Genomic DNA, 26,040 nt, shown 5'->3' on the forward strand with positions numbered 1-26,040 from the left:
CAAATACAGTTGAAATGTTAGTTATGAATAGTAGAAGCTGTCAAAGTTACTGGTGTTTGATCATCACTAGCTAAATCTCAGAGGGAGTTGTGAGCGTTGCGTTCGTACATTATTCTCATTCTTTCAATTCCCGCACGGTTTAAGACATCGGTCTAGATACTAATCGCACGATCTTAAAAAATTCAATACTGATTTGGTCGAAATTAGATCTATTCAAGGTTAAAGGCCATTATGTTGACTTCCATTGCTGTTGACCAGGTACTAATGACTGGCCAGGCTCCTAAAAAAAAAGAAGTGTAGGCTACAGCTATCATTAAAAGATTAAGCGGAGGAAGTAACTGTTAATAGCCACAATATTATTGTTTTCTTCTTCTTATCTAAACTTGTAACTATAGTTTTGAGATTCGGTTTCTGTGGTTTCCTGTATCAAGCTAGAAGTGGTTAAACTACTGTGCATGGCAGAAAACAGTGCACCACTAAATATACTAATAACCCCAACATATGAAATTGGTGTATTAGAATATTGTATTTTGCTCAAAACATAACTATGAAATGAAAGGTTCTACTGATTTCTATGAGCATTCCATCAGAGAAGGATCCTCGACTAATTAGGATAAACGAAAAAGACAGTGGTTGTGCTAGAAATAGGTATACCATAAGCAATAAAAATTTAAGGAGCTATCCCTAGACAGTTAATAGAGTTCTCATTGTCTTTTCATCCAACAGAAAATCATAATCTGAAAATGGAAAATTACTAACGGATAGTGATTTCCATTACACAGCAACTCATCAAGGGAGACTATTTCCTAAATGGGATGAAAGAAAGTGCCATCTAATAGTTTTAGATGAATGGATAAAGGCTCCAAAAAGAATATCCTTTCTATCAAGGAGAGAACTTGCTACAGGTTCTCTAATACTATCGATATCCATAGTCAGATAAAGAGTATCTGAGCTTGGAGGAGTCGCAATGAAGGCAATAATAAAACAAATGGTTACAGTAAGAATGGTGAGAATAAAAATAAGAATAAGAACAGCACCAAACCAACCGACACATAGACAGTTATTCGTGCCGGTGGCCCACTGACAAAACCCTTCTCAATAGAGAAATATCTTCTCTAGTTTGTAAAGTTGTTGTCATGGAAGAATGACTACTAAATCACAAGATTTAAAGTCGGTAATTTAGCAATGACTATGTTGTCTAAATCTAGAGTCTAAGTAAATTTACTTCTTTAGGTCAAACAATTTATTAAATTTTAAACTCTAAATAGAAGTTATAAACTTTTATTGTAATTGACTTCTGTTAACTATTCCCCGTTCGCTTTAAAACATCTTCGGCTGACATACCATCCCCTTGATAGCCAAAGTACCATAAGGCGGCTGCAGCTTGAGCACGAGTTACAGTTTTTTGGGGTTGAAACAGCATTGTATAACCAAAGACACGGCGAACGTTCCCCTGTTCTCCATTTTGGAAATCAGCATATAATCCCCGTAATCCTATAGGACCAATTTGAGTAGTATCTTGAAACCCCCAAGTTTCTTTAATCCCATCAATAGAAGCTTTAGGTAAACTTTTTCCCATGTCTAAAGGGACTTTCCAAATAATCAAATCAGACCGTGTTAACAATTCATCAGGACGGAATAAGAAAGTGTTACTGTCTCCTGTCAGATGCGAAGAGATTAACCCTGCCTCGGCTAGTCCTTGAATTACGGGAAAATCAGCGTCATTTGAAGGAACATCATTAAAAGCCGGTTGAGCATTTTTTAACCCTAAACGGATTTGTTGCTCAGGGGAATCTTGATAAAATTTATTTTTAGCCTTGACTAACCATCGTGCATATTCTCGACGGGTAATCGGTTCATTAGGGTTAAATTGATTATTTTCTTTAGCAGTTAAAATACCTAAGTTTGCTAAATCTTGAACATAAGTACGCAAAGCTTCAGGAACTTGATTAAGATCAGAAAAATTAGTGGGTTTACTAATAAAAGTTGAAGGCTGGTTAGAAAAACTATTATTTAGTTTAGTCGTATTAGCCTGTTTATATTCAATGGTAAATTCTGTTATTGATTTTCTAGGAAATAGAGATAGTCTAATTTTTAGATTATCTTTTTGAGCAATTAATGAACTTTCTTGAGAGTCAGACGAAAAAGGCTGAATAATTTCCCATTTTCGTGACTTTAATTGCTGTTGATAAAAATTCTTTATTTTCTCAGTATGTTCATCGGTTTTCCAACGAACTTCCCCGTTGTCTTGTGTGATTTCTTGAGTTATTTCTTGTATAATAGCTTGGGGATATTTGGGAATTTCCGAGGGAAAACTATCAGGAAGTTTAATCGTTAAATCTTGGGAAATTTCTAAATTTTTTGTTAATTTAGGATTTCCAGAAAATCTATATTCTAACCCTTCGATTCCACTACACGCTGTCAATAGTCCTATTAAGGAAACAAAAATACTGTAACGTATCACAACCATAAGCCTAAACGATACCTCAATAGTTAAGAGTTCGTTTATCTAGACTAGCGCATTGCAGCAAAAGTAGAGGAAGCAGATATTATATTTCTTCTAAGTATCTAAAATAGAATTATTTTTTTATCTCAAGTATTACTGTTCTTGTAAAGTAAGTAACAGAATAATTAGACAGCTTTAAACAAAATTTAAGAAAGAAGAATCATTTTGTATATTTCTATCTAATAGAACTAGATAGATAATTATCTATCTAGATATTTTTTATCACATGTAATTGTTTTACTTGATAAAATTAATTTTTTTGGCTTTTCTAAACAAATAAAACTTATTTTTTGTGCAAAAAATAAGTTTTATTTGTTTAGAAAATACTGCTATTCTTTTAATATCTTAAAAGAATATTTATAATTTTTTATATAAAAGTATATTTAATATTCTGAATATCAAGTTTTTTCTACTGTAGTAGAAATCTATTGTTATCTTCTTCTATTTGAATTTATATATTTTTATTTTTCTTCTCATTTTTTAAAGAATAGACGCGATTAAACTCTAAAAAAATTTTGCTATTTTAATTAGATAATCTATCTTGCTAGGACTTAAGAATACTGATATTTAGTAAACAATCTTTTTAACTACTTTTCTATTCTATATTTAGAATAGTTCATCTACTTACTCAATTAATATTGAATTATAATCCTACTTATAAAGTAATGCTGGTAACTAACATTTTACTGTTAATAAGTCTAAAAATTTCAGTTTTTAGACTTATTAAACTGCTCAGCAAATAAATTCTAGTTATTCTAGGTTAGCTATGACAAGTTCATAATTCTTAAAATTTAAAATACTTTAAGAACTTTTCTCATAAAAATCAAATTCATTACATTTTAAAATAAAGTCATAACAGGAATATTTTAAGTTATTAGTTACTCTAAGAGTTTGATAATCAATAATAATTTTATGAACAAGTATTATTATATCTATATAACAATAAGCTTTGTCTTTAAATCTAATTATGCTAAACTCGATATTTTCTCTTAATTGATATCTATAGCGTCAACTGCTTAACTAAGTTAAATAAATGAGGTTTTGTCTTCAAAAAGACTAATAACAAGCTATTTTTAGATTTAAAATAAGATAGAAATAGACCCAACATAAACTTGTATTTATTGCGGTTTAATGACTGGTAAATTTTATTAAAATAATGAGCTAACTGTTATAGATTTATTTTGGGTAAAAAAGGTTTTCACTTTAAGAAAAATAATAATCACATGACATGTAATTATCATACAAATAATTTCATAGAAAAGTTAGTTTTTTAAAAAAATAAAAGAAAATATATTTTAATATTTAAAGTAAAAAAGTAGAGGATACCAACAAAAGTATTAATACCATGGCTAAAAAATTTAAATAATATTTAAAAAATTTAATTTAAATTTAAAAATAATATAAAGCTATAAAAGATTAATTATCAATATCTTTTTGCAAGAAAGATAATTGAATTATGATTTAGCATCAGTTTATTCAAATAAGCCAAGGAAGTAAATATACAAGATATATAAATATATAAAACCTGAAAAATAGTTGAATAACTAGAAGCTTATATAAAGAAAATCTGATAAAATCTAAATACATTAATATATATTTTTAGTGAACTTATGAGAATGAAACAAAAAGAATACTACAAGCTTTAATGGTATTGAATATATTCCAGACAATCAAAGATTGTAATGTTTATTTAAATAAACATTACAATAAAGTAAAATACTAGTAAAAATAACTACTGTTATCAGAGTCTAATTAAGTAGAAAAACTAAATAAAGCTAGGGATACAAAATATAGTTATTTATTTAAAATATACAATAATTCGAAAAATAATTAATAATTTAATTAACAAACACCAATAGTAGTTACAACAATTGTTTGAACTATTAAGATTAGCTAATTAATGCCAAAATTTTATTATTTTTATTTATGTAAAATGAAAATATATATTTAATTAAAGTAAATATTTTCTATATATATCAAATATAAGTTAAGATGCAGCAAAAAATATCAATAATAGATTTAAGGCTTTTAAATTTATTATTTAAATGATTAGTTTTATACTATAAGTATAGTTTTTTTAGAAAAGTAAGAACAGATTTTGTTCTAGATGCTCTAATAACAAAGTACGATTTTTTAAAAAAACTTAATGATTAAGGTATCATATCAGTTATTAATCTACTATTTTCTTTCATTGACTTTATCAAAATAAAAATTTATAAAATAAATAAAAATTTAGTTCATAAAATGAGTTTATTTATCCTATCTAATCACTTTAGTACTTGGTGGTACAGTTTAATAACTTGATGAGTTATCTTCAGTTTAAAAACTGGACTTTTGTTAACTTCGTTTAAATCTTGATTATCTTGATAAAATCAAATGATATCTTTTTGAGATGTTTTATTTAAAAATATACTTTTCTAAAGTTTTTTAAATAAACGATAGTATTTATAAATAGATTATTCTTCTACTTTTCTCTATCTTTAGACTTTTAACTCACTGGTACTTTTCTTTTTTGATTGAGACTTATTGATTTTTAGCTATCTCTATAATTAAACCCAATAGCTTAGATGAGCAATCACAGCCTAAATATTTAGATTCGGCCGTCGGAATTTCTATTTTAATAATTTACTCTTTTTATTAGCTTTCTACTCTTTATTTTCAGCGTTCAAGCGATCACTTTATGTTTTCATACACCTCATATTTAAGTTCGTCTTTTAAGACGTGACGCTTACATCCGCAATCAGATTGTTTTTTAAAAGTTCGATATAAAAATCTTATTTGGACAATCAGAGAAAGTTGGAGCTCTAAAACTTCGATTCTATTGTCGAAAAAACTATAACTCCAATCTTTTAACCTTGTATAAGTCTCTTTATTACTTTGAAGACGCACTCAAATACAATTACTGAATTTACTAGTAAAATACCAGCTTTCTTTCGACATCGAAGATAGATTAGGATAAGAACTTTATCTCAACCACGACTCTAAATGTGTCTTTTGTCCATGGCAGTCTATTGTTCTCCTCTATGTCGCTCAGAAACTTCACACCATACGACAAGAAATTTTTGGGAATTCCATTTGGACATTCGACCAATTACAGAGAGTTTCCTCTGTGGTTATCTCCATTCAAAGATTTCAGGTCAAAGTTCTATTCGGAAAGAAGTTTGACCTGAAATGAAGATTTTCTTAATAATGAAGATTTTCTTAATAATGAAGATTTTCTTAATTCCGACTGTCCATATTAGATAGTTAGAATTAGATCTTGAATGAGATTATCTTGCATAATTAACTTTTGTATGGTATTTAACCATATAGTTAACCATTAATTTTTGTTCTAAATCTTGAAACTTATTCTGTAAACATTGAGGCTACAATTGTTGTTCTAATGACAACTTAAAAGCATTTACGTTCATAGTGAACTTTTTTACTTAAAAATTACATTACTAATTAACTTAGTAGTCAAACAATTAAGTACTAAGTTAATTAGCCAAATTACGGACAACATTTATCTCAATCATTAGCAGCCATAACGCCTACATCAGGAATTACAAAGCTTGTGCTTGGCTCATTTGAACCGCTGCATCTTACATCCACTTCATTTCAAACCGTTACGTCAAGCTCGAATTAGAAAATTTTGACTTCATACAGAGCTCTTAAAAAGAGTAAAAACTTTATTTATACTACCCCTAATAAAGTTAACCCCACAAAGGTGCTTTTTTTAAAAAAAAGCAATATAGCCATAGCTACACACAATATCTCGCTTATTAGTTTTTAACTTCACGAATTTTTAGCTTTGATAGTTTTTTATATCAAATTAATAACCTTTATGAGTCAAAACACAAGCATATAACATTGTTTTTAGCAAGATTTTTTTCAAAAAATTACTCATCATGAACAAAATATTAAGTATATCTACTCAAAAAATCAGAAAATTCGAATAACTTTCTTTCAAATTATTTGACGAATACTGTAAACAATCTGTAATAATCTAAGAGGGCAGTGTATTTTAAAGTCCCTATTCATTGGCAGAACTGTTCAAAATTAAAACAAAATCGTCAGTGATCACCCCATCAGCACAGTTAGAGGTAAGGCAATTTTGACGGCACGAGCTTATATTACTAGCAACAATCTGGGTTTTCTGGAGATGCATCTCTGGAAAATTTTCGTCCAGATCTCTACGTAAGTTATATTCGATATGGCTGATCAGTGCTAAGCTAATGAGTTTTTTCTAAACCAACCAATGGAGGTATATCCCATGCCCATTCGCCTATATGTCGGTAACTTACCCAAAGAACCTATCGAACGCCAAGCTTTGCAAGAAATGTTTGCTGATGCTGGTGAAATTATGTCTACGAAAGTAATTAAAGATCGCAAAACAGGAAAATGTAGAGGGTTTGCTTTTGTCACTGTAGCTACAGATGAGTTGGCCGATGCGTTTATTGAGAAATATAACGGTCAACCTTTCATGGACAGTTCTCTCAAGATTGAAAAAGCTTTACCGAGAGCTAAAAATACAGGCAAAGAAGAAAAACAAGAGGAAAAGTTGACTCCAACTTCAGCTCCGTCTCCGAAGTCATCATCGAAAAAAGGTGGTGCAAAAAAACGGTCTCGTACTCAAAGCAGTAGTAGTAGTAGTAGTAGTAGTAGTAGTAGTTCCTCTGGTGATGGCTTTCAACCTGATCCCCGTTGGGCTGATGAGTTAGCTAAGCTCAAGGAAATGTTAGCTACTTCATCTAATTAGAATAACGTTAGGGTAAAGGATGGGTTCATAAACAATGGTTGATTAAGTAATTACTCATCCTCTATTCTTGAGGTTGAAATCTAAAAACCCAGACAAATAGTCTGCTGTTAAGGAGTTTAGGCATGTCAATGACCAATGATCCTGTTGTGCTCATGAAACAAGAGGTGGGAAAGGCCGCCGTCGCCCGTGTTCAATCTGATTCCATTGTCGGCTTAGGCACAGGCTCAACAACAGCCTATGCCATTCAATACATTGGAGAACGCCTCAAATCAGGAGATTTAAAAAATATTGTTGGGGTGACGACTTCCTTTCAAGGAGAAGTCCTAGCCAGAAAATACAATATTCCCCTGACTACCCTTGATGTGATTGATCACATTGACATTGCAATTGATGGCGCCGATGAAGTTGATCCGCAGAAAAACTTAATTAAGGGAGGTGGTGCTGCTCACACCCAAGAAAAAATAGTAGACAGCTTAGCCAGATTTTTTATTGTAGTAGTTGATAGTAATAAACTAGTAGATAAATTGGGCTCAACTTGTCTATTACCTGTGGAAGTAATCCCCAAAGCGGTAACTCCTGTTATGCGTCAATTAGAACAATTGGGAGGAAAACCGGAACTACGAATGGGAGTCAGAAAAGCCGGACCTGTGGTTACAGATCAGGGAAATTTAGTTATTGATGTCAAATTTGAAGAGATTAACAATCCGGAGACCTTGGAAGTTACCATTAACAATATTCCAGGGGTACTAGAAAACGGTTTGTTTGTTGGGATAACTGATTTGGTCTTAGTAGGAGAAATTATCAACGGTAAGCCGATAGTACGAGAACTATAAACTATAGCTGCTTTTTTCTAATTAACATCAATCCCCCCGTTTTTCACAAACGAGGGGAGTTATGCTGCCAGGCTATTCTTTAGTTTGTGTTAAGACAATTTGAATAGAATTTATGTGTCATGGAGGAGCAACAGTAAAAATTGTGAAAAAATATTTATTCCCGATTTGAGGACATGAGCATGAAGATCGAAAGACTTCTAATTTAAATAATGACCTCGTACATCTTGATAGAAATAAAAATTATAAACATCAAATAATCCTGCAACTGTGCTGTAAGTGGTGCCTATCGTCAACATTCCTTGAATAGGATAGCCCTCATCAAAAACCGATCAAAACATCAGCAGTTCTGCTGTTTCTAGCTAACTGGGCTTAACAACTCAAGAAATATGACTAACAGCCAACAGTTATGCCAATTCTGCCCCTAATAATAACAGAGTGGTCATAAAGCTCAATAAGGCAGTTAATAAAAGTGAACGAAATAAGCTTAAACACAATGGTCATCTTCTGATAAACAAAACATATTTGCTTTTTTTTATAAAAAGACAAATTCTTTTATCTAGAACTTAATGCCAAAATTTTTTTAATTTTTTTTTAAAAAAATAGTGGATATCTATTTAAGTGATGAGCTCAAACCTGGGCTATGGTAGGTCAAATGACATTTACACAATCCAGGATAAAATTTATAGACGCTCATGGGACAACATCGACTTTATCTGAGTTATTTTAACTTTCTTGGAGATAGGGGAGCTTTTTTGTGGAGTATATACCGCCCCAGTTCTGTCTTCCCTATTGCTGTGAACTACTCTCTGTTCTCACCGTCAACACTTGAGGGGGAGTAGCATCAGGGGGATAGAGGAAATTTATCCTGACCAGTTTCCATAGTTGGGGAAGAATCGTTTGTTTGACAAGAGGTTTGCCAAATTCTCCTCTATGTTGAACGATATGAAAATAACGAGTTTGCCAAGTCTGTATTGGATCAAGATAACGGACGCTAATTGGCCCTCGAAAAAATACCTGTGGAGCAGGAGGAGAAAGGAAACTTAACCCTCCAATTAGTTTATCTTGTTTAACGGGAGTTTGTAATGTAACTGTAACTGTTTGAGGTTCTAAGGTGGGGTTATATAACGGTAGTGTTAGGCTGTACTGTATTCCATAGTTACCATGAGCTTGATAAGCGGTGTCGGGATAACGGACTAACATAGGCGCACTTTGTACTTGCTTGGTACCTAGAGTTCCTCCTTGTAAGGAGCTTAATGGGTAGGAGATAGCTGAACCTTTAGGAGGAATTGCCAACCAATTTCCTCGATTTGTTAGTCTTCCTTGCCAGATAGAGCCTTGAGAGACACCTGCCACTCGACCATAAATAATGGGTTCAGTCCCAGGGGGAGTAGGAGGGCGGTCACGGGGAGTCACTAAATTTCCATTTTGTAGAACTGTTTTCCATTCTTGTAGAGTAGGTGGTCGTTCTTTTCCGTTTTCATCAAGAGGAGCAAATTTCGCTAAACTCGCCACATAGACATTACCATTAGTCTCAAGACGAACATAAGTAGATCGTCCGTTTAAAGGAGGATCGAGATCTTTCACGGGAATAGGTAAATTCACTAATATTCGACTTTTCTTTCCATGAATGATCAAATAAGGAGGAAAAATGTCCTGGCGGTGACGGCGTAGAATATCTCCCATTACACGACTTCCAGGCCCAGCATACAAAATTCCCAGGGAATCTTCGACCTGGGACGGTAATTTAATAAATGGAGCATCGGGTTGACTAAGATAACTAGCTCCGTGGATAATTTTTAAGTTAACTTGAGTTTGGCGAGGATTATAGAGTAATATACCTAAATATAGGGTACTTAAATTATCGAAACTCTGGGCTTTTGCTACATGATGGACAAAAATATCGAATTTTCCAGGAAATGGAAAATTTAAATGGGCATTTTTATAGACTTTCCCTTGAGGAGGAAAGGTAGACAGCAAAATTCCTTCATTTATAACTAATTCAGGACTATTACTATTAAAAACCGGAATCGAATTTAGCTTTCCTGGTAAAGGATAAACCTGGTGGGATTGAACAATTTCTTGAGAAGGCTGAGAGGAAATCAGAAGAGTTTGGGCAAAGATAATAAAGGGAATTACCATGTTTATTCATCTAAACTTTTTACGTCATCTTTTGAAGCAAGTGAGGGATTAATAATAAATATTGTCTAACTGATGATTAAATTTTTGAGTTTAGCAGGACATCGTCCTAAATAAAATTATAACAATGCTTGAAATTTTAATAAAGTTTTAATAGTAATTCTTTAATTAGGGAATTTTACAGTTGGGTGGGATTATCAGCGTGAGATCGATTTAATGTCATCTTCTTTCTCCTTATAGTTATCAGTTAAGTTAATTTTAGATTAGGGTAGTATTGTCTTGATAACTGTTTATGGACCACTGATGGTTAAGTATTTCCAGTAGACTCAACTCATTAATATACAACTGATGGCTCCAGCAACTAGTGTCGCGACAAGGACACTTTTAGTCAGTACATTAATCTCTGAAATTCCTAATAAGTTTAAAACTATAACTCTAACCAGACTGATATACTTCCCTCTAGGAAATGACTCACGTTAGTTACCAATAAAGTTTTCTATCAACCTATATCTAACTACATCTGAGAGTCCAATGTATAACTCTATCACATAGGGTTAACTAAGGTTCTATCTCAAGAAAAATAATGATTTCTCCGACTCTTTTCTATAATTTATCGCGAACAATAGTTCAAGAATTAGGCTTAAAGTTAAATATTCAGTTCAGTATGCCTAAAACTCTTGGTTGATGTTGCCCTGAATTTAAAAACAGTTCCTAAACTAAATTACCTGTCAAGCTAAACGCACGAACTTCAGTGATTTTTACTTCAACAATTTGCCCTTTTAATTGATTAATATCACCTCTGAAAAAGGTCAAACGATTGCCCTGAGTTCGTCCCATCACTTGGGTTTTATCTTGTGGGTTTTGACCTTCTACTAATACCTTTTCTATACGGCCTAAATACCTTTGTGATCTTTCGGCAGCTTTTTGTGCTACCAAATGATTGAGACGTTGTAGGCGATCACTCTTAACATCTTCACTTAATTGATTCTCCCACAAGGCTGCAGATGTTCCGGGACGGGGGGAATAAGCTGCCGTGTTAAGTTGATCAAATCCAACATCAGCGACCAATTTTAAGGTTTTTTCAAATTGTTTTTCTGTTTCCCCAGGAAACCCTACAATAGCATCAGCACTAATGGAAGCGTCAGGCATAAGGTCCCTAATTTTAGAAATAATTCGGCGATATTTCTCCTGGGTATAGCCCCGTTTCATGGCTTTAAGTATTTCATTATCTCCTGACTGAAAGGGAATATGGAAGTGTTCGCATACTTTAGATAATTTCTGACAAGCAACTATTAAACGTTCGGTAAAATAACGAGGGTGACTTGTGGCGAAACGAATGCGCTCAATTCCAGGGATATCATGAATAGTGTAAAGTAAATCTGTTAGGGTGTGTAGATGTCTACCTGTTTGTGTCACTCCCGGTAAATCTCGTCCATAGGCATCAATATTTTGTCCTAAGAGGGTAATTTCTTTGTATCCTTGTTCTCCTAAGACTTTTATCTCTTTTAAAATCTCTTCTGAAGTTCTCGACTGTTCCACACCACGTACATTAGGAACCACACAATAAGTACAACGTTCATTACAGCCATAGATAACATTAACCCAAGCAGTAATCGTACTTTCTCGACGGGGTTTTGTGATGTCTTCAACAATATGGATGGACTCAGTTGCGATTACTTGATTCCCATCGGAGACCTGTTGTAGTAAATCTTCTAGACGGTTAGCGTGTTGGGGTCCCATAACTAAGTCTAATTCAGGAATCCGACGCAAGATTTTCTGCCCTTCTTGTTGTGCAACACAACCAGCCACTACTAAGGTTAAATTGGGGTTTTGGTGTTTTCGTTTGGCTTGTCTTCCTAAATACGAATAGACTTTTTGTTCGGCATTATCCCGAATAGTACAAGTGTTGTAGAGAATTAAATCAGCATTATTAGGATTTTCTGACCAAATAAACCCCATATCTTCGAGAATACCTGCCATGTGTTCCGAGTCAGCTTTGTTCATCTGACAGCCAAAAGTAGTTATGTGGTAGTAACGTTGGGAAGAAGCCATAGTGCAGATTGCAGACTAGATATTTTCTAGAAGAGTCTAGTCCTCCATTATAAGCTGTTCACCATCCACATGACTTGTCCTAGAAACTAAAACGGATAAAAACAACTCAAATCAAACAGCAAAACAACCAGGCTTCAAATTAACTTTCAGTGAAGAATATCAACAACTAAAATGGGAAAGATCGCAAGTAATGTAATTTTCTTAGAAAGAATCATTCTTGATATTCGTCCAGTATTTCATAAGCTTATGGACATTTTTAGGATCGGGGGTCTTAATGGCCTTGCAATTTGAGCAGGACAAGCATTATTTTCGAGATTAACTAGTCGGGTTAAGGGATTGTCTTAATTATGGAGATTATAATTTACTGATACATCGGTAATGGGGAGAAATTTAAGCTGTTTGCCATCTAAGTAGCTAGTTGTGAGTGTCCCTGGAAAAGAGAGGAATTGCTTACAAGTAAAAGTAGAGAGTAGCATAAGAGCTTACTCTCTAGCAGATTAACCGAATCAAATAGGAAAGAAAGAATTACATAATTGAAATGTCCTTTCCCTAAAATCTGAAATTATTCCACAACAGGAGGTAATTCCTCAACAGCAAGTTCAGGACCACCAATCCCTTCGGCAATACCGCCAGAAACACCAATTTTAAATTGGGTTAGGGTTGTAGCTGCTTGCTGTGCGTTCTCAGGCTTGAGGGTGAAGATTACGTTTCTAGTGGACGCATTTTCGGGATCATGAGAAAGGAAGATTACCCGTTCTCCATTAACTTTTCCCACTAAGCTAGATTCGCTAAGTTGTGCTACCTGTTCGGGGGTAACTAAACCAAAGGCGTAGGAAAGATTGGTTAAGCGAGCACTAACGGTTTGACAACGACTTTCTGGAATATAAGCTCCATCAGGGTGGCTGGAAGGCAGGGTTGCTGTCCACACCATCATGGGCTGACCATCCAGACCATACTCAGCAGAAACATCTTCCGTGGTATAAACAGGGTAGTGATCAGGATCCATTGTTTCCCGTACTGCTTTTTCCACAGTTACATAGCTTCCATCCCCTTGAGCTTGACAGGTAAAAACAACCTTTTCTTGAACATGGGGAATCACTGCGCGGTTACTGTCCCAATCTACACTAGAAGGAAATCCTTCTGAGACCATGTTGTACTGGGGATATTTAGGATGAGCTTGAGCTCCAGAAATTGTGCTTAGTAAACCAAGGGTGGCTAATGCACTTGCCGCAACAACTTTAACTGAATTGTTAACCATTTTGACCTCCAAAGAGTGTAAGAAGCAGTGATTAATAGCTACTGCTATATTTTTATAGAACTTCCCGTTAGCTAAAAGGCTTCAGGATAGTTCCACTTCCTCACCTCACACATGACATCGTACAGGTCGTTAATCGTCACGCCTTAACCTACGCGCCTTGTCTACAACAATAAACATTCTAGCCTTATCATTATGTTCAAAACTTACAATCATAGCATTATTTTACAATTGATTTAAGAAACTAAGATTTTCCTTCTTAAATCAATTCCCATAACTAAAAATAGTTCAAGACCGAATGCTAGTACACAGAAAAGAGATCACTTTAAAAATTAATATTGGTTTTATAATTTAAGAGGATAAAAATAAAATTTAGGAGTTAAATTGAGTTAGGATTGGCAAAAAGATCTTATGAAAACTGGAACTGAGCAACTAGCTGTTTATCAAGGACAATTTGGGGAGTTTATTATTACTCCAAATGATCGCACAGAGGTCATCATCTATCGTTTGGGGTTATGTTTAGCGGCCTTCAATTTTGCGATTGCCACCCTGTTAGTGTTAATCGTTGGAGAACAACCCTGGGTACTAAACTTACTGAGCCTATTATTTGTGATGTTTTCAGTGGGATTAGGGATTAGTCTAGCAACTATTCACATTTATCTCCGCCCTCTCCATCGACTATTACAGGTATTTTGGATGATTGGGACAATCACAGCATTAATCATCGCCTGGCGAAGTTCTGATCCTCTAGCATTATTTGTCTATAATCATCCTTCAACTTTATTTGGGATTGGTTTTACTTTTGCCGCTTTAACAGGCATCTTCTTTAAAGAAGCCTTTTGTTTTAATCGTTTAGAAACTAAATTTCTGACTCTTTTAGTTCCCAGTCTCTTGTTAGGTCATTTAACGGGGATTCTACCGGTTAGGATAAAAGCAGTATTTTTAGCAAGTTGGGGATTGTTATTTATTATTTTTGGTTTTCGCAAGGCAATTCAAGCTATTCCCCCCGATATTGGTGATAAATCCGTATTCACTTATCTTGAACAACAACGTTCTATATCATCATCTTCGTAGTGAATGGGTAAGGGATGAAGTCGACCTTTTAATCCTTTAAATTTTCCTATCTTTCAACAACTATTCAGTATAGTTTCATATACATACAAAACACTTCAGTGAACTTTAACTTTTTAAGGCTGATGTTTGGTTCTGTTGCCAATAAAGTTTGGATTTCCTCAAAATAATTTCTGTAATCAATTCTATCGTTAAAGTCAACCAAACTTACCTCTCAGCTATGGGGGTTAAATACTGGTTATCTTAGTTCAATTTAAAGATGATTACGAAGGCCACTCTTTATTCCTATCATAATTTATCCTTGACACAGTTGCCCTGCCGATACCAACAAAACATTAAAGATATATAGCCTAATCTTGTATATTTTATATACTGCAATCAACCTTAAAGCAAAATGCTAAGCCTGTATTTCAAACACTAAGTTAGGGGTAAAAATAGATAATTCGTTTAAAGTTTTTTAAGTTTATATTCAAGACTAAGGCTCAGGAGCACTTCAAGGCTTTAAATCATGGGACCACTAGTTACAAAAAAAGTGGTAGTAATTTTATACTACCATAACAAAATCTTAAATTTGAGTTTCCAGGACTAGGGTGCAAACGTATCATAAAAAACTAACAACAGTGACTTCTCAGACCATGGCAGTCCCAACTTTACATCCTTCTTTAGGAAGGATCGAAATGAGAGGTATTCTAAATGACAAAGGTGAGTGTAACAAATTACCTTTGACATTGCGGGCAGAAATGAGTAGAACGTCCCCCTAATTTTACACGTTCAATGGTTATTCCACAAACTCGACAGGGTTCCCCCGTGCGACCATAGACCCAGGCAATCTTTCCATAATTACCATTGATGCCTGTCACTCCTCGAAAATTACGAAAGGTCGTTCCTCTTTTTTCAATAGCCTCTTTCAACACTTCAACAATTGATATTCTTAACCTTTGGAGTTGTTTACAGTTTAAATTTTTAGCTATTGTAGTTGGTCGAATGCCACTTTTAAATAATGCCTCATCTACATAAATATTTCCTAATCCTGCCAGAGTACCTTGATCTAATAACAGGGCTTTAATATTGCGTTTACTAATTCTTGATTTTTCAGTCAAATAACCTAAAGAGAATTCCTCGGAAAAAGGTTCAGGACCCAATTTTTTTAACCCTGTAATAATTATTTCTGGGTTTTGGTTTGGAGGAACCAACCATAGTCTACCAAAAGTGCGAATATCAACAAAACGTAACTCTTGACCACTACCACAAAATAAACGTAAACGCGTATGGTTTTGTAGGGGTTCAAGTTCGTTCAACCATAACAACTGACCAGTCATTCGTAAATGAAAACCTAAAAATCCTCCATTTTTACCCGACTCTTTTCTCAATTTTCCTAATAAATACTTTCCGCGTCGCTCCCATCCATTGACGGTGACATTGACGATATTAGTCAAAAATTCCGTAACCGATAAAGGATAAGCAAGAGTACGATTTAGTAATATTTCGCCACCCTGTATTGTTGTCCCTAAAGTTAACCGATTAAGATCTTGACAAACAGTTTCTACTTCAGGAAGTTCTGGCACAATTTTATCCTAAAAATTATGGTTGACAACAACAGTCTAGCCTAAGTACTCTTATTTAAGAGTGCTTACTTCGTGTTTTCTACTCTCCTAGGTTCAGATGCTAATCAGTTCAGTTATAACATCAACCTTGTGTCAAGAAATTCTTACTTAGCGGATGCCAAAGAATACGATGTCTAATTCATTTTCAGCAAAGTTGTTGATGTCAATGTCACGTAAGATTGCCGCTAAAGCTATTAGAATCAACCTTATAAAAGCTGACGATGACAGGATAGATGATTCCAGATTTATCAACACTAGTAACAGTTCCTATATCTTCTGAGATTGCCTAAACCTCCTAAATACTATTGGATAGTAACTATTAAATAGTAAAATCTTGATGGCTAAAATTTTGAGTTTTGTTGTAAATTTGACCATATTACCTCGATAAAATAAATTAAATAGAGGTAGTGACGCACTTTTGGGCTGATAGTTCTAAGTTAGAAGCTAATTGTGTAGCTGAAGTGGTAGTCACCACTAACTCAATAAATCGTTCAAGTTGTAAGTTCAGTAACTTTTGGGTTCTTAACAGATAAAAAGCTAAATTTATCGATATTTCACTTAAGACCCAGATAATAGATGAAATGTTCTAGGGATAGACTAAACGCACCAAGGATAGTTTTTTTTCTCTGTAATGGACCCTAATTGTTTAAGTGAGTTACTATTTCTATATCAGTTGAGATGAATAGCAGTTCAAATTCAGAAGATGATAAATAGTGGACTTAATAAGGGTGTTCATAAGGTAAAGATAGACTAGTTAGAAATAATTAACAGTCAACTTGATTCGGCTTATAGTTGAGAAGTATACGGTGAATTTTTCACTACTATAATTATTTTTTTACTCATCAAATTTTCTCTATCTCCTTACCTCTAAAAGTTTGCTATAAAAAATACTTATCAAGAAAAAACAATTTTATGCTGAAGGAGTTAATTGAAAGACTGGGCAACTATAGCGTAATGCCAGCAGTTAAGAACAACCTGAACTGGTTATGGTGATTCCAAAAATCCCTCACCTCTAGTGAAGGTAATGTCAAAACCGGTCCCCTTCCATGATATCATTGCTGACGGTTCGCTATTGGCTTCATAGATTGATTCTAATAGCTTCATTTGCCTAAAACTATGCCCGTGATTGATCGTCAAACCCCGACGGCTGAAACCGTTTTACCCCCAGTTGATCCCATGAAAGATTACCATCAATTGCAACGCACTTTGTTGTTATTGAGTGTGTCTATGACGGGGATTATTTTTATCTGTGTCTGGACTGCTTATTCCCTAAATACGGCTCTTAATTACTTAATAGGAGCTTTTGTCGGCATTGTTTATTTAAAACTATTAGCCGGGGATGTAGCACAACTTGGTTTAGTCAACAGACGGATGGGAACTAGAGGAATGGGATTATTTGTGATTTTAATCGTTGTGGCTAGTCAATGGCAGAGAATGCACATCCTCCCAACTTTTCTGGGATTTCTGACTTATAAAGCTGCCATAATCGCCTATATGCTCAAAAGTGTTTTAACACCGGAATCTGAGCCAAGGTCTTAGGGCATCGAGGAAATTAACCATTCTCGTATTTTGATTAAGTAAATAAATCTCACCGAATGACAATGTTAGATGGTTTGGGTTTTGTACAAACATTTTCTCTTGCTTCATTAGAAGTCGGTCAGCATTGGTACTGGGAAATTGGTAACTATCGGGTTCATGGACAAGTATTCATGACCTCTTGGTTCGTAATTGGCCTCTTGGTGATCGCATCCTTAGCCGCCACTCAGAATGTGCAACGCATCCCCAGTGGAATGCAAAATTTCATGGAGTATGTCCTAGAGTTTTTGCGAGACTTGGCTAAAAATCAATTGGGAGAGAAAGAATATCGGCCTTGGTTGCCCTTCATTGGGACCTTGTTTCTATTTATCTTTGTCTCCAACTGGTCAGGTGCGTTAATTCCTTGGGCGGTCATTGAACTACCAGAAGGAGAATTAGCTGCTCCTACCAACGACATCAATACCACTGTTGCCTTAGCATTACTAACTTCTCTAGCGTACTTCTACGCTGGTCTAAGCAAGAAAGGACTGAGCTATTTTTCTCACTATGTAGAACCAATTCCTGTTCTCTTACCAATTAAGATCCTAGAAGATTTTACCAAGCCTTTATCCCTAAGTTTCCGTTTGTTTGGAAACATCCTCGCTGATGAATTAGTGGTGGCGGTATTGGTCTTCTTAGTGCCTTTGTTCATTCCCTTACCTATTATGGCCTTGGGATTATTCACCAGTGCGATCCAAGCCTTAGTATTTGCCACCTTAGCGGGGGCTTATATTCATGAGGCGATCGAATCTGAAGAAGGACATTAACCCTCATAAGGGATTAATGCAATAATCGAGCGTCGTAAATTGAATATGATCTGTTATTGAAATATGCCCAAAACATAGGACAATATCAGATGGGTTCATTTTCACAATTCAACATCGAGAATTGCTGAACTCTTCAAGCACATAGGGGTTGACTAGTGGGACTTTTTTCCTCGAGAATCAAAGAGCATTCCGCCGCCGTACGACGATGGAGCCGGCTCTAACCTTCGGTCAATAACTATTCATTGCTTGGGAACATCACCCTACGTAGTTGTTAATCTAAACAACTCACTCCGAAATTTGTACTGTCAATAAAAAAGGAAGAATCACAATGAATCCAACTATTGCTGCTGCTTCAGTTATTGCTGCCGCCCTCGCTGTCGGTTTAGCGGCTATCGGACCTGGTTTTGGACAAGGTAATGCTTCTGGAGAAGCAGTTGCTGGAATTGCCCGTCAACCAGAAGCAGAAGGCAAAATCCGGGGTACTTTACTTTTAAGTTTAGCGTTCATGGAATCTTTAACCATCTACGGTCTAGTTATTGCACTAGTTTTACTTTTCGCTAACCCCTTTGCATAAGCGGTTTTGAAACAGTAGAGACGCGCGTTGTGTGAAGGCAAAAAGCGAAAAGAGACGATACAAGCCTTACTGCTTTTACTAATGTCAACTCAGACAACATCGGGTGTGGTAAATCAAAAAGAGTTTGTATTAACTTGGCCACTTGTGACTTCAATCATTGTCTCGTCTCTACTGATTTCTCTACCATACCAACCAAAGATACGTTAGCTGCTTGGATCTTTTTTGTTTTGACTGAAACATCAATGGGAACCGTAAAAAATGTTTGATTTTGATGCAACTATGCCTTTAATGGCTTTGCAATTTGTTCTCTTAGCAGTTCTCCTCAATGGTATTTTTTACAAACCTTTGAATAAGGCATTAGACGAGCGAGCAGATTATATTCGTCAGAAAGAGACTGATGAAAAAAAGCGTCTAGCTAAAGCTAAGGAATTGGCCCTAGAATATGAAGCGCAGCTTGCTGATGCGCGTAAGCGGTCTCAAGAAGTAATCGCGCAAGCTCAAGCTGAAGCACAAAAAATTGCAGCTAAAGCTTTAGCTAAAGCTCAACGAGAAGCCCAAGAGGAAAAAGAGAAAGTCGCTCAAGAAATCACCCGACAACGTCAAGAAGCACTGGGTGTTCTAGAACAACAGGTTGATATTTTAAGCCATCAAATTCTAGAGAAACTTCTAGGGCCTGAATTTGTAAATTAAATCTACCATCGATTGAGTTTTCACTAGCAAAATACGTATGCTCGATTCTTTTTTTATATTAGCTACAGAAGCCCATGAGGCCAGTAAAGGCGGGTTCGGCTTAGATTTTAACCTTCTAGAAACGAACTTTCTTAACCTTGCTATTCTCATTGGGTTGTTGGTATTCTACGGCAGCAAAGTTTTGGGGAAAATCCTAAATGAGCGGCGATTGCAGATTGCTAATGCTATTCAAGAAGCTGAGGAACGCCAACGCAAAGCAGCCACTGCTTTGGGAGAGGAACAGCAAAAATTAACACAAGCTCAAGCTGAAGCTGAACGAATCTGTCAAAGAGCTAAAGACAGAGCTGCCACTCTGGTCAACGAAATTGCTGAAAAAAGTAGGCAAGATGTGGAACGTCTGAAAGAAACAGCGGCAGCTGATCTTAGTAATGAACAAGAACGAGTCATTGCTCAATTGAAAAAGCAAATTGCTCAAATGGCCATCAATCAAGCGGAAAGGCAACTCAAAGAACAGGTCAATGAGGATATGCAATACCTCCTAATTGACCGTAGTATCGCTCAATTAGGAGGTTAATTAATGAAAGGTTCCCTCATCAGTACTGCGATTGCTGAACCTTACGCTCAGGCGTTAATGTCAGTGGCTTTGAGCGACAATCTCGCCGATGCATTTGGGGAAGAATGCCGGTCTTTAGTTGCTTTATTAGAAGAGTCCCCTGATTTGGAAGAATTTATTGCCTCTCCAGTGATCAAAGAAACGGATAAAAAAACTGTTTTGAGACAGATCATGGGAGAAGGGGCTAATCTTTATCTACTCAACTTTATTATGTTGTTGGTAGATAAACGGCGGATTATCTTCCTTAAAAAAATTTGCCAGCAATATCTTACCCTATTGCGGAAATTGACCAATACCGTTTTAGCCGAAGTTACATCAGCCAAAGCATTGAGCAACGAACAAAGTGAGTCTGTAGCCAACAAAATTAGAGAACTTACTGGTGCGCAAGGCGTGGAAATTAAAACGAGAATTGATCCTGACTTAATTGGGGGTGTCACTATTAAAGTAGGGTCTCAAGTCTTCGATGCCAGCCTTCGGGGACAACTACGCCGTGTCAGTCTTAGCTTAGGCGGTATCGCTTAGTCCATTTCATTTGTGTTTCATTGTATCCATTCGACTTCTAGAACAATTTAACTATGGTTAGCATCAGACCCGACGAAATTAGCAGCATTATTCGCCAGCAAATTGAATCCTACGATCAAACTGTAACGGTTTCTAACGTGGGAACAGTGCTTCAAGTAGGAGATGGAACTGCCCGTATTTATGGCTTAGAACAAGCCATGGCTGGAGAACTTCTTGAATTTGAAGATGGAACTATCGGAATCGCTCTCAACCTTGAAGAAGATAATGTTGGGGCCGTCTTAATGGGAACCGGTCTTGATATCCAAGAAGGGAGTACCGTTAAAGCTACCGGAAAAATTGCCCAAGTTCCCGTAGGGGAAGCAATGATAGGACGGGTAGTTGATTCCCTAGGTCGTCCTATTGATGGTAAAGGGGACATCAATACTTCGGAAACTGGTTTAATCGAATCAATGGCCCCGGGGATTGTTGCTCGTAAATCTGTTTGTGAACCTATGCAAACAGGGATTACAGCGATTGATGCGATGATTCCTGTGGGACGGGGACAACGGGAATTAATTATCGGTGATCGCAAAACGGGAAAAACGGCAATTGCGATTGATACCATCATTAATCAGAAGTCCGAGGACGTAATCTGTGTCTATGTAGCGATTGGACAAAAAGCGTCTACTGTCGCCCAGGTTATAAGAACCCTCGAAGACAATGGTGCGATGGACTATACTATCGTCGTTGCCGCTAACGCAAATGCTCCAGCCACATTACAGTATCTTGCTCCCTATACAGGAGCCACCCTCGCTGAATACTTTATGTATAAGGGTAAGGCTACCCTTATCATTTACGATGACCTCTCCAAACAAGCTCAAGCTTACCGTCAGTTATCTTTGTTACTAAAACGTCCTCCTGGTCGGGAAGCTTATCCTGGAGATGTGTTCTATATTCACTCTCGCTTATTAGAACGCGCTGCAAAACTTAGCGATAAGCTCGGTGGGGGTAGTATGACAGCGTTACCCGTGATTGAAACCCAAGCAGGTGACGTTTCTGCTTACATTCCTACCAACGTAATTTCCATTACTGACGGACAGATTTTCCTTTCTAGTGACTTGTTTAACGCAGGTTTCCGTCCAGCTATCAACGCAGGTATTTCGGTAAGTAGGGTGGGATCTGCGGCTCAGACTAAGGCCATGAAGAAGGTTGCTGGTAAATTGAAGCTAGAATTAGCACAATTTGCCGAATTGGAAGCGTTCTCCCAGTTTGCCTCTGACTTAGATGCCGCTACTCAGGCTCAACTATCACGGGGTCAACGGTTACGTCAAGTATTGAAGCAACCTGAAAATTCCCCCTTAGCAGTGTGGGAACAGGTAGCAATTTCCTATGCAGGGTTAAATGGCTATCTTGATGAAGTTGCTGTGGAAAAGGTGACTAAATTTACCACGGGACTACGGAACTATATCAACACCAGTAAAGCCAAATTTACTGAGATCATTGGAGCTGAGAAACAACTTACCGATGAAGCAGAAAGCCTCCTCAAAGAAGCTATTGAGGAATATAAACAGGCCTTTGCAGCGTAATTTACCATAAGTTAGTGGTTAGTCATTTCCTGACAAACTAGAAGGAAGGCTAACCACCCACGACCCCTTATGAATAATTGATCCAAAAAAAAATATGCCTAACCTCAAAGCTATCCGTGATCGGATTGAATCCGTCAAAAATACAAAAAAGATTACCGAGGCCATGCGTCTGGTAGCCGCTGCTAAGGTTCGCCGCGCTCAAGAACAGGTAATGTCTACTCGTCCCTTTGCTGATAATTTAGCCAATGTTCTTTATAATTTGCTTAACCGTCTTAAGTATGGGGATGTAAGTTTACCCCTATTGCAACAAAGACAGGTCAAAACTGTAGCTATGGTTGTTGTTTCAGGTGATCGGGGGTTATGTGGTGGCTATAACTCTTATCTGATTCGTCGTGCGGAACAACGCCAAAAAGAATTAGAAGCTCAAGGACTTGATTATTGTTTCATCACCATTGGACGTAAAGCAACTCAATATTTTTCTCGTCGCGGGGCTCCCATTGTAAGCAAGTATACGGGATTAAATCAAATTCCCACTGCCGATGAAACTGGATCTATTGCTGACGAGTTACTATCTCTGTTTTTATCAGAAACGGTTGACCGAGTGGAGTTAATTTATACTCGTTTTGTCTCTTTGATCAGTTCTCGCCCCGTGATTCAAACCTTGTTACCTTTGACTCTTCAGGGATTGGAAGTTGAAGATGACGAAATATTCCGCTTGATTACCCGTGAAGGGAGATTAAGCATAGAAAGGGAAACTATTGTTCAAGAGCACGAAAACTTCCCTCAAGATATGATCTTTGAACAGGATCCCCTGCAAATTCTTGATTCTTTATTACCTCTGTACATCAACAACCAATTACTCAGGGGATTGCAAGAAGCATCAGCGAGTGAATTAGCAGCTAGGATGACGGCGATGAGTAATGCGAGCGAAAATGCTGGCCAGTTAATCGGCAGCCTCACTTTATCTTACAACAAAGCGCGTCAAGCAGCAATTACTCAACAGCTCATGGAAGTGGTTGCCGGTGCTAATGCTTTGTAGGAATTAATTATCAGAACAGTTCAATAATCTTTCGGGCGTTTAGAAATTTTTCTAGACGCTCGTTCTTTAAATATAAGAGAAAACACCTTTGATATCCTATCTATCTTAGTGCTAAGTAGTATCGGTTATATAGGTTGACAATAATATATAGGAAATATCACTATAGAATTGACCTCGATACTGAGCCAAAGCAAGTACTAGCTAAAACCTTTGGATGCTAAGTAATGTTTCTTCTGAGTGCTTATCGATAACAAGTTGTGGCTTTAAGTCTATTGTGGTCCGCCCAATATGTCTTTAACAAAAGAGAAAAATGAATACAGTAAAAAGAGCTATTTTGCAAGCACAAAAAAGGTAATACTCGTTAAAAGCTAGAAAGAAACCTAGTTGCTAAAGTCCATTCCGCAATTTCTAGATGTAAAGTAGATTTTCTGCGCAAGCTATCCCGTTGTATAGTAAATAAAAACTCAGTGATTGCTGTAGAAAAAACGACGTAAAAGACATTAAAAGAAACTAAAACTAATTTAACACTATTAGTGATAGTAGTTGAGTAACGTTCGCTGCCATACTTAAAATATGAAATAAAAGACTTACATTGAAATTGATAGATTCTTCCCCAGTTATAAGACCTAAAACAGCTGTATAAATTAAGTAGATAGATTACCTCTTCATCTTGAGAATCAGACTTGCGAATGTGACTGAACTAATAATAATTAGTGACATCAACACATTAAATAAATGCAAAGAACTAAGTCGGATAGACACTCTCGTCAGGGACTAGCGACACTTAATTTTGGAAGTTTAATACGGCTAGGGATAATATTCATCACTTCTTACCTGCAACTCCCAACAAATTCAGAAGTCTCAAATATAATCTTGGATTTGGGTAAGGGAATTCACGTCACAATATACAATATAAGATAAGGGAATAGTTCTAAGAGAAAAACAATTATGACTGTAGTAAATTCAGAAATTGACATTGCCAGTTATATTGACCATAGTTTACTTAGTCCTACAGCGATTGCGCAAGAAGTAGAACAGTATTGTCAACAGGCTAATCAATTTGGCTTTCCCACTGTTTGTGTATATCCCTCGATGGTACGTAAAGCGACCGAATTACTTCAAGGTAAGCAATCCCAAGTTTGTACAGTGATTGGCTTTCCCACAGGGGCAACCACCTCAGCTGTTAAGCTTTATGAGGCCAAAGAGGCAGTAGACAATGGAGCAACGGAGCTCGATGTGGTAATCAATTTGGGATGGTTAAAAACTGGACTTTCTGACAAAATTTATCAGGAAATTGCCGAAATTTGTGCAGAAACAAAACAAACGGTTAAAGTTATTCTCGAAACTAATTTGTTAACGGATACAGAAAAACGACTCGCTGCCGAAATTTGTATGGATGGAGGGGCAACTTATTTAAAAACTAGTACCGGATGGTTTGGAGGCGCAACAGTCGCCGATGTAAGTTATCTTAACCAACTGGCTAAGGGACGAGTAGGTATTAAAGCTTCTGGGGGGATTCGGACTCTGGAACAAGCTTTAGCCCTAATCGAAGCAGGGGCAACTCGTTTGGGAACTTCTCATGGAGTCGACTTAGTGAAACAACAACGTGGACTAGTCCAAAACATTTAGGGGATTTTGACACAATCTAATGAGTCGAATTTATAAAACTACAGGGATTATTTTAAAACGAACACCTTTTGGGGAGGCTGATCGTTTAGTAAAAATTCTTTCACCAGAATTTGGTTTAATTGGGGCAGTGGTTCCAGGGGCGAGGAAATATACATCAAGACTAAGCGGACGTAGTGAATTATTTGTAGTTAATGATTTGTTAATAGTTAAGGGGCGATCACTTGATCGAATCATCCAAGCCGACACCTTAAAATCTTACCCCAGATTGAGTGGAGATTTAGGTAAAATGGCTGCTAGTCAGTATTTAGCTGAATTGGTGTTATCTATAGCTTTATATGAACAACCTCAACGAGAACTTTACGAACTCCTCAACGAACATTTACACCGCCTCGAAGAAATCTCATCTGGTCAAAGTTTACATAGTCATTTAGCCCAAGGGGTGTTTCATATCTTGGTGATCGCGGGAATTAGTCCTCAAGTTCACACTTGTTGTTTGACTAGTGAAACTTTGTCAGCCAACTTTAATAATCCTCATTGGCGAGTAGGGTTTAGTTTTGAAGAAGGAGGTTTGATCAAATTGGCAATTCCCGAATCTTCTTTATCAACTCAACAAGAATTCCCTAAAATTACCCGGTCTTTAATTAATCAACAACTAAATGCCGTAGAATTAAGTCTTTTGCAACGATTAGGCCATCCTTATCTCCCGCAACCACGAAAAATATTACCTCCAGAGTATCTCAATGATTTCCTATCCCTAGCTTGGGTTCACATTGAACATCTGTTACGTAATTATGCTCAATATCACTTAGGGAAATCTTTTCGTTCAGCCGATCTCATCGATCCTTTATCTCCGTTAGAGTTTTAAGGTTTA

19 protein-coding genes and 2 pseudogenes are annotated in these 26,040 nt (G+C 36.3%); 14 read left to right on the forward strand and 7 right to left on the reverse strand.

Features of this window, described 5'->3' with window-relative positions:
- Positions 1-77: 77 nt before the first annotated feature.
- Both P3F56_RS02110 and P3F56_RS02115 read right to left on the reverse strand, forming a co-directional pair.
- Positions 78-1,138: pseudogene (locus P3F56_RS02110) on the reverse strand (photosystem II q(b) protein).
- A 162-nt stretch (positions 1,139-1,300) separates the two neighbouring features.
- On the reverse strand, positions 1,301-2,470 hold the full coding sequence (locus tag P3F56_RS02115; protein WP_281153156.1) for an S-layer homology domain-containing protein: 1,170 nt from the start codon (positions 2,468-2,470) through the stop codon (positions 1,301-1,303).
- Between the two features lie 3,036 nt (positions 2,471-5,506).
- Here P3F56_RS02115 and P3F56_RS02120 point away from each other — a divergent pair.
- The 3 genes from P3F56_RS02120 (at position 5,507) to rpiA (ending at position 8,077) form a co-directional block, all read left to right on the forward strand.
- Positions 5,507-5,671, forward strand: a complete 165-nt coding sequence (locus tag P3F56_RS02120; RefSeq protein ID WP_281153158.1) for a hypothetical protein — start codon at positions 5,507-5,509, stop codon at positions 5,669-5,671.
- A gap of 1,087 nt (positions 5,672-6,758) precedes the next feature.
- A complete protein-coding gene (locus P3F56_RS02125; RefSeq protein WP_281153159.1) occupies positions 6,759-7,244 on the forward strand; it encodes an RNA recognition motif domain-containing protein in 486 nt (161 codons plus the stop codon).
- Between the two features lie 122 nt (positions 7,245-7,366).
- Positions 7,367-8,077, forward strand: a complete 711-nt coding sequence (gene rpiA / locus P3F56_RS02130) for a ribose-5-phosphate isomerase RpiA (protein WP_281153161.1) — start codon at positions 7,367-7,369, stop codon at positions 8,075-8,077.
- A gap of 786 nt (positions 8,078-8,863) precedes the next feature.
- On the opposite strand, the gene P3F56_RS02135 is transcribed toward rpiA, so the two are convergent.
- From P3F56_RS02135 to P3F56_RS02145, 3 genes are all read right to left on the reverse strand, one after another.
- A complete protein-coding gene (locus P3F56_RS02135; protein ID WP_281153163.1) occupies positions 8,864-10,216 on the reverse strand; it encodes a DUF3370 domain-containing protein in 1,353 nt (450 codons plus the stop codon).
- A gap of 708 nt (positions 10,217-10,924) precedes the next feature.
- A complete protein-coding gene (gene miaB / locus P3F56_RS02140) occupies positions 10,925-12,265 on the reverse strand; it encodes a tRNA (N6-isopentenyl adenosine(37)-C2)-methylthiotransferase MiaB (protein WP_281153165.1) in 1,341 nt (446 codons plus the stop codon).
- Positions 12,266-12,827: 562 nt separating this feature from the next.
- Entirely contained in the window at positions 12,828-13,523 is a 696-nt protein-coding gene (locus P3F56_RS02145) for a COP23 domain-containing protein (protein WP_281153167.1), read from the reverse strand.
- 408 nt (positions 13,524-13,931) lie between these two features.
- Between P3F56_RS02145 and P3F56_RS02150 the strand changes: the two genes are divergently transcribed.
- Complete coding sequence (locus tag P3F56_RS02150) at positions 13,932-14,594, forward strand: DUF2301 domain-containing membrane protein (RefSeq protein ID WP_281153168.1); 663 nt, start codon at positions 13,932-13,934, stop codon at positions 14,592-14,594.
- A gap of 713 nt (positions 14,595-15,307) precedes the next feature.
- Here P3F56_RS02150 and P3F56_RS02155 read toward each other — a convergent pair.
- Together P3F56_RS02155 and psaE are read right to left on the reverse strand one after the other, a co-directional pair.
- A complete protein-coding gene (locus P3F56_RS02155) occupies positions 15,308-16,156 on the reverse strand; it encodes a DNA-formamidopyrimidine glycosylase (protein WP_281153170.1) in 849 nt (282 codons plus the stop codon).
- A 147-nt stretch (positions 16,157-16,303) separates the two neighbouring features.
- Positions 16,304-16,478 (reverse strand): annotated as a pseudogene (psaE, locus tag P3F56_RS02160) (photosystem I reaction center subunit IV).
- Positions 16,479-17,311: 833 nt separating this feature from the next.
- Between psaE and P3F56_RS02165 the strand changes: the two are divergent.
- The 10 genes from P3F56_RS02165 (at position 17,312) to recO (ending at position 26,034) form a co-directional block, all read left to right on the forward strand.
- On the forward strand, positions 17,312-17,734 hold the full coding sequence (locus P3F56_RS02165; protein ID WP_281153171.1) for an ATP synthase subunit I: 423 nt from the start codon (positions 17,312-17,314) through the stop codon (positions 17,732-17,734).
- A gap of 56 nt (positions 17,735-17,790) precedes the next feature.
- On the forward strand, positions 17,791-18,537 hold the full coding sequence (gene atpB / locus P3F56_RS02170; RefSeq protein WP_281153173.1) for a F0F1 ATP synthase subunit A: 747 nt from the start codon (positions 17,791-17,793) through the stop codon (positions 18,535-18,537).
- A gap of 328 nt (positions 18,538-18,865) precedes the next feature.
- Complete coding sequence (gene atpE / locus P3F56_RS02175; RefSeq protein WP_267384598.1) at positions 18,866-19,111, forward strand: ATP synthase F0 subunit C; 246 nt, start codon at positions 18,866-18,868, stop codon at positions 19,109-19,111.
- 258 nt (positions 19,112-19,369) lie between these two features.
- The gene (locus P3F56_RS02180) at positions 19,370-19,801 is read left to right on the forward strand and encodes a F0F1 ATP synthase subunit B' (RefSeq protein WP_281153177.1); all 432 of its coding nucleotides are present in this window, start codon (positions 19,370-19,372) and stop codon (positions 19,799-19,801) included.
- A gap of 37 nt (positions 19,802-19,838) precedes the next feature.
- The gene (locus tag P3F56_RS02185; protein WP_281153178.1) at positions 19,839-20,375 is read left to right on the forward strand and encodes a F0F1 ATP synthase subunit B; all 537 of its coding nucleotides are present in this window, start codon (positions 19,839-19,841) and stop codon (positions 20,373-20,375) included.
- A gap of 3 nt (positions 20,376-20,378) precedes the next feature.
- Positions 20,379-20,936 carry an ATP synthase F1 subunit delta gene (atpH, locus tag P3F56_RS02190; protein ID WP_281153179.1) on the forward strand — a complete coding sequence of 186 codons (558 nt, stop codon included), beginning with the start codon at positions 20,379-20,381 and terminating at the stop codon, positions 20,934-20,936.
- 53 nt (positions 20,937-20,989) lie between these two features.
- Positions 20,990-22,501, forward strand: coding sequence for a F0F1 ATP synthase subunit alpha (gene atpA, locus P3F56_RS02195; RefSeq protein WP_281153180.1), 1,512 nt, complete (start codon positions 20,990-20,992; stop codon positions 22,499-22,501).
- A gap of 94 nt (positions 22,502-22,595) precedes the next feature.
- A complete protein-coding gene (locus P3F56_RS02200) occupies positions 22,596-23,540 on the forward strand; it encodes a F0F1 ATP synthase subunit gamma (RefSeq protein ID WP_281153181.1) in 945 nt (314 codons plus the stop codon).
- Positions 23,541-24,488: 948 nt separating this feature from the next.
- Positions 24,489-25,169: a deoxyribose-phosphate aldolase gene (gene deoC, locus P3F56_RS02205; RefSeq protein WP_281153182.1), complete on the forward strand. Its 681-nt coding sequence runs from the start codon at positions 24,489-24,491 to the stop codon at positions 25,167-25,169.
- Positions 25,170-25,188: 19 nt separating this feature from the next.
- A complete protein-coding gene (recO, locus tag P3F56_RS02210; protein ID WP_281153183.1) occupies positions 25,189-26,034 on the forward strand; it encodes a DNA repair protein RecO in 846 nt (281 codons plus the stop codon).
- Positions 26,035-26,040 lie beyond the last annotated feature (6 nt).

Source organism: cyanobacterium endosymbiont of Epithemia clementina EcSB (assembly GCF_029919255.1).
Lineage (GTDB): Bacteria > Cyanobacteriota > Cyanobacteriia > Cyanobacteriales > Microcystaceae > Rippkaea.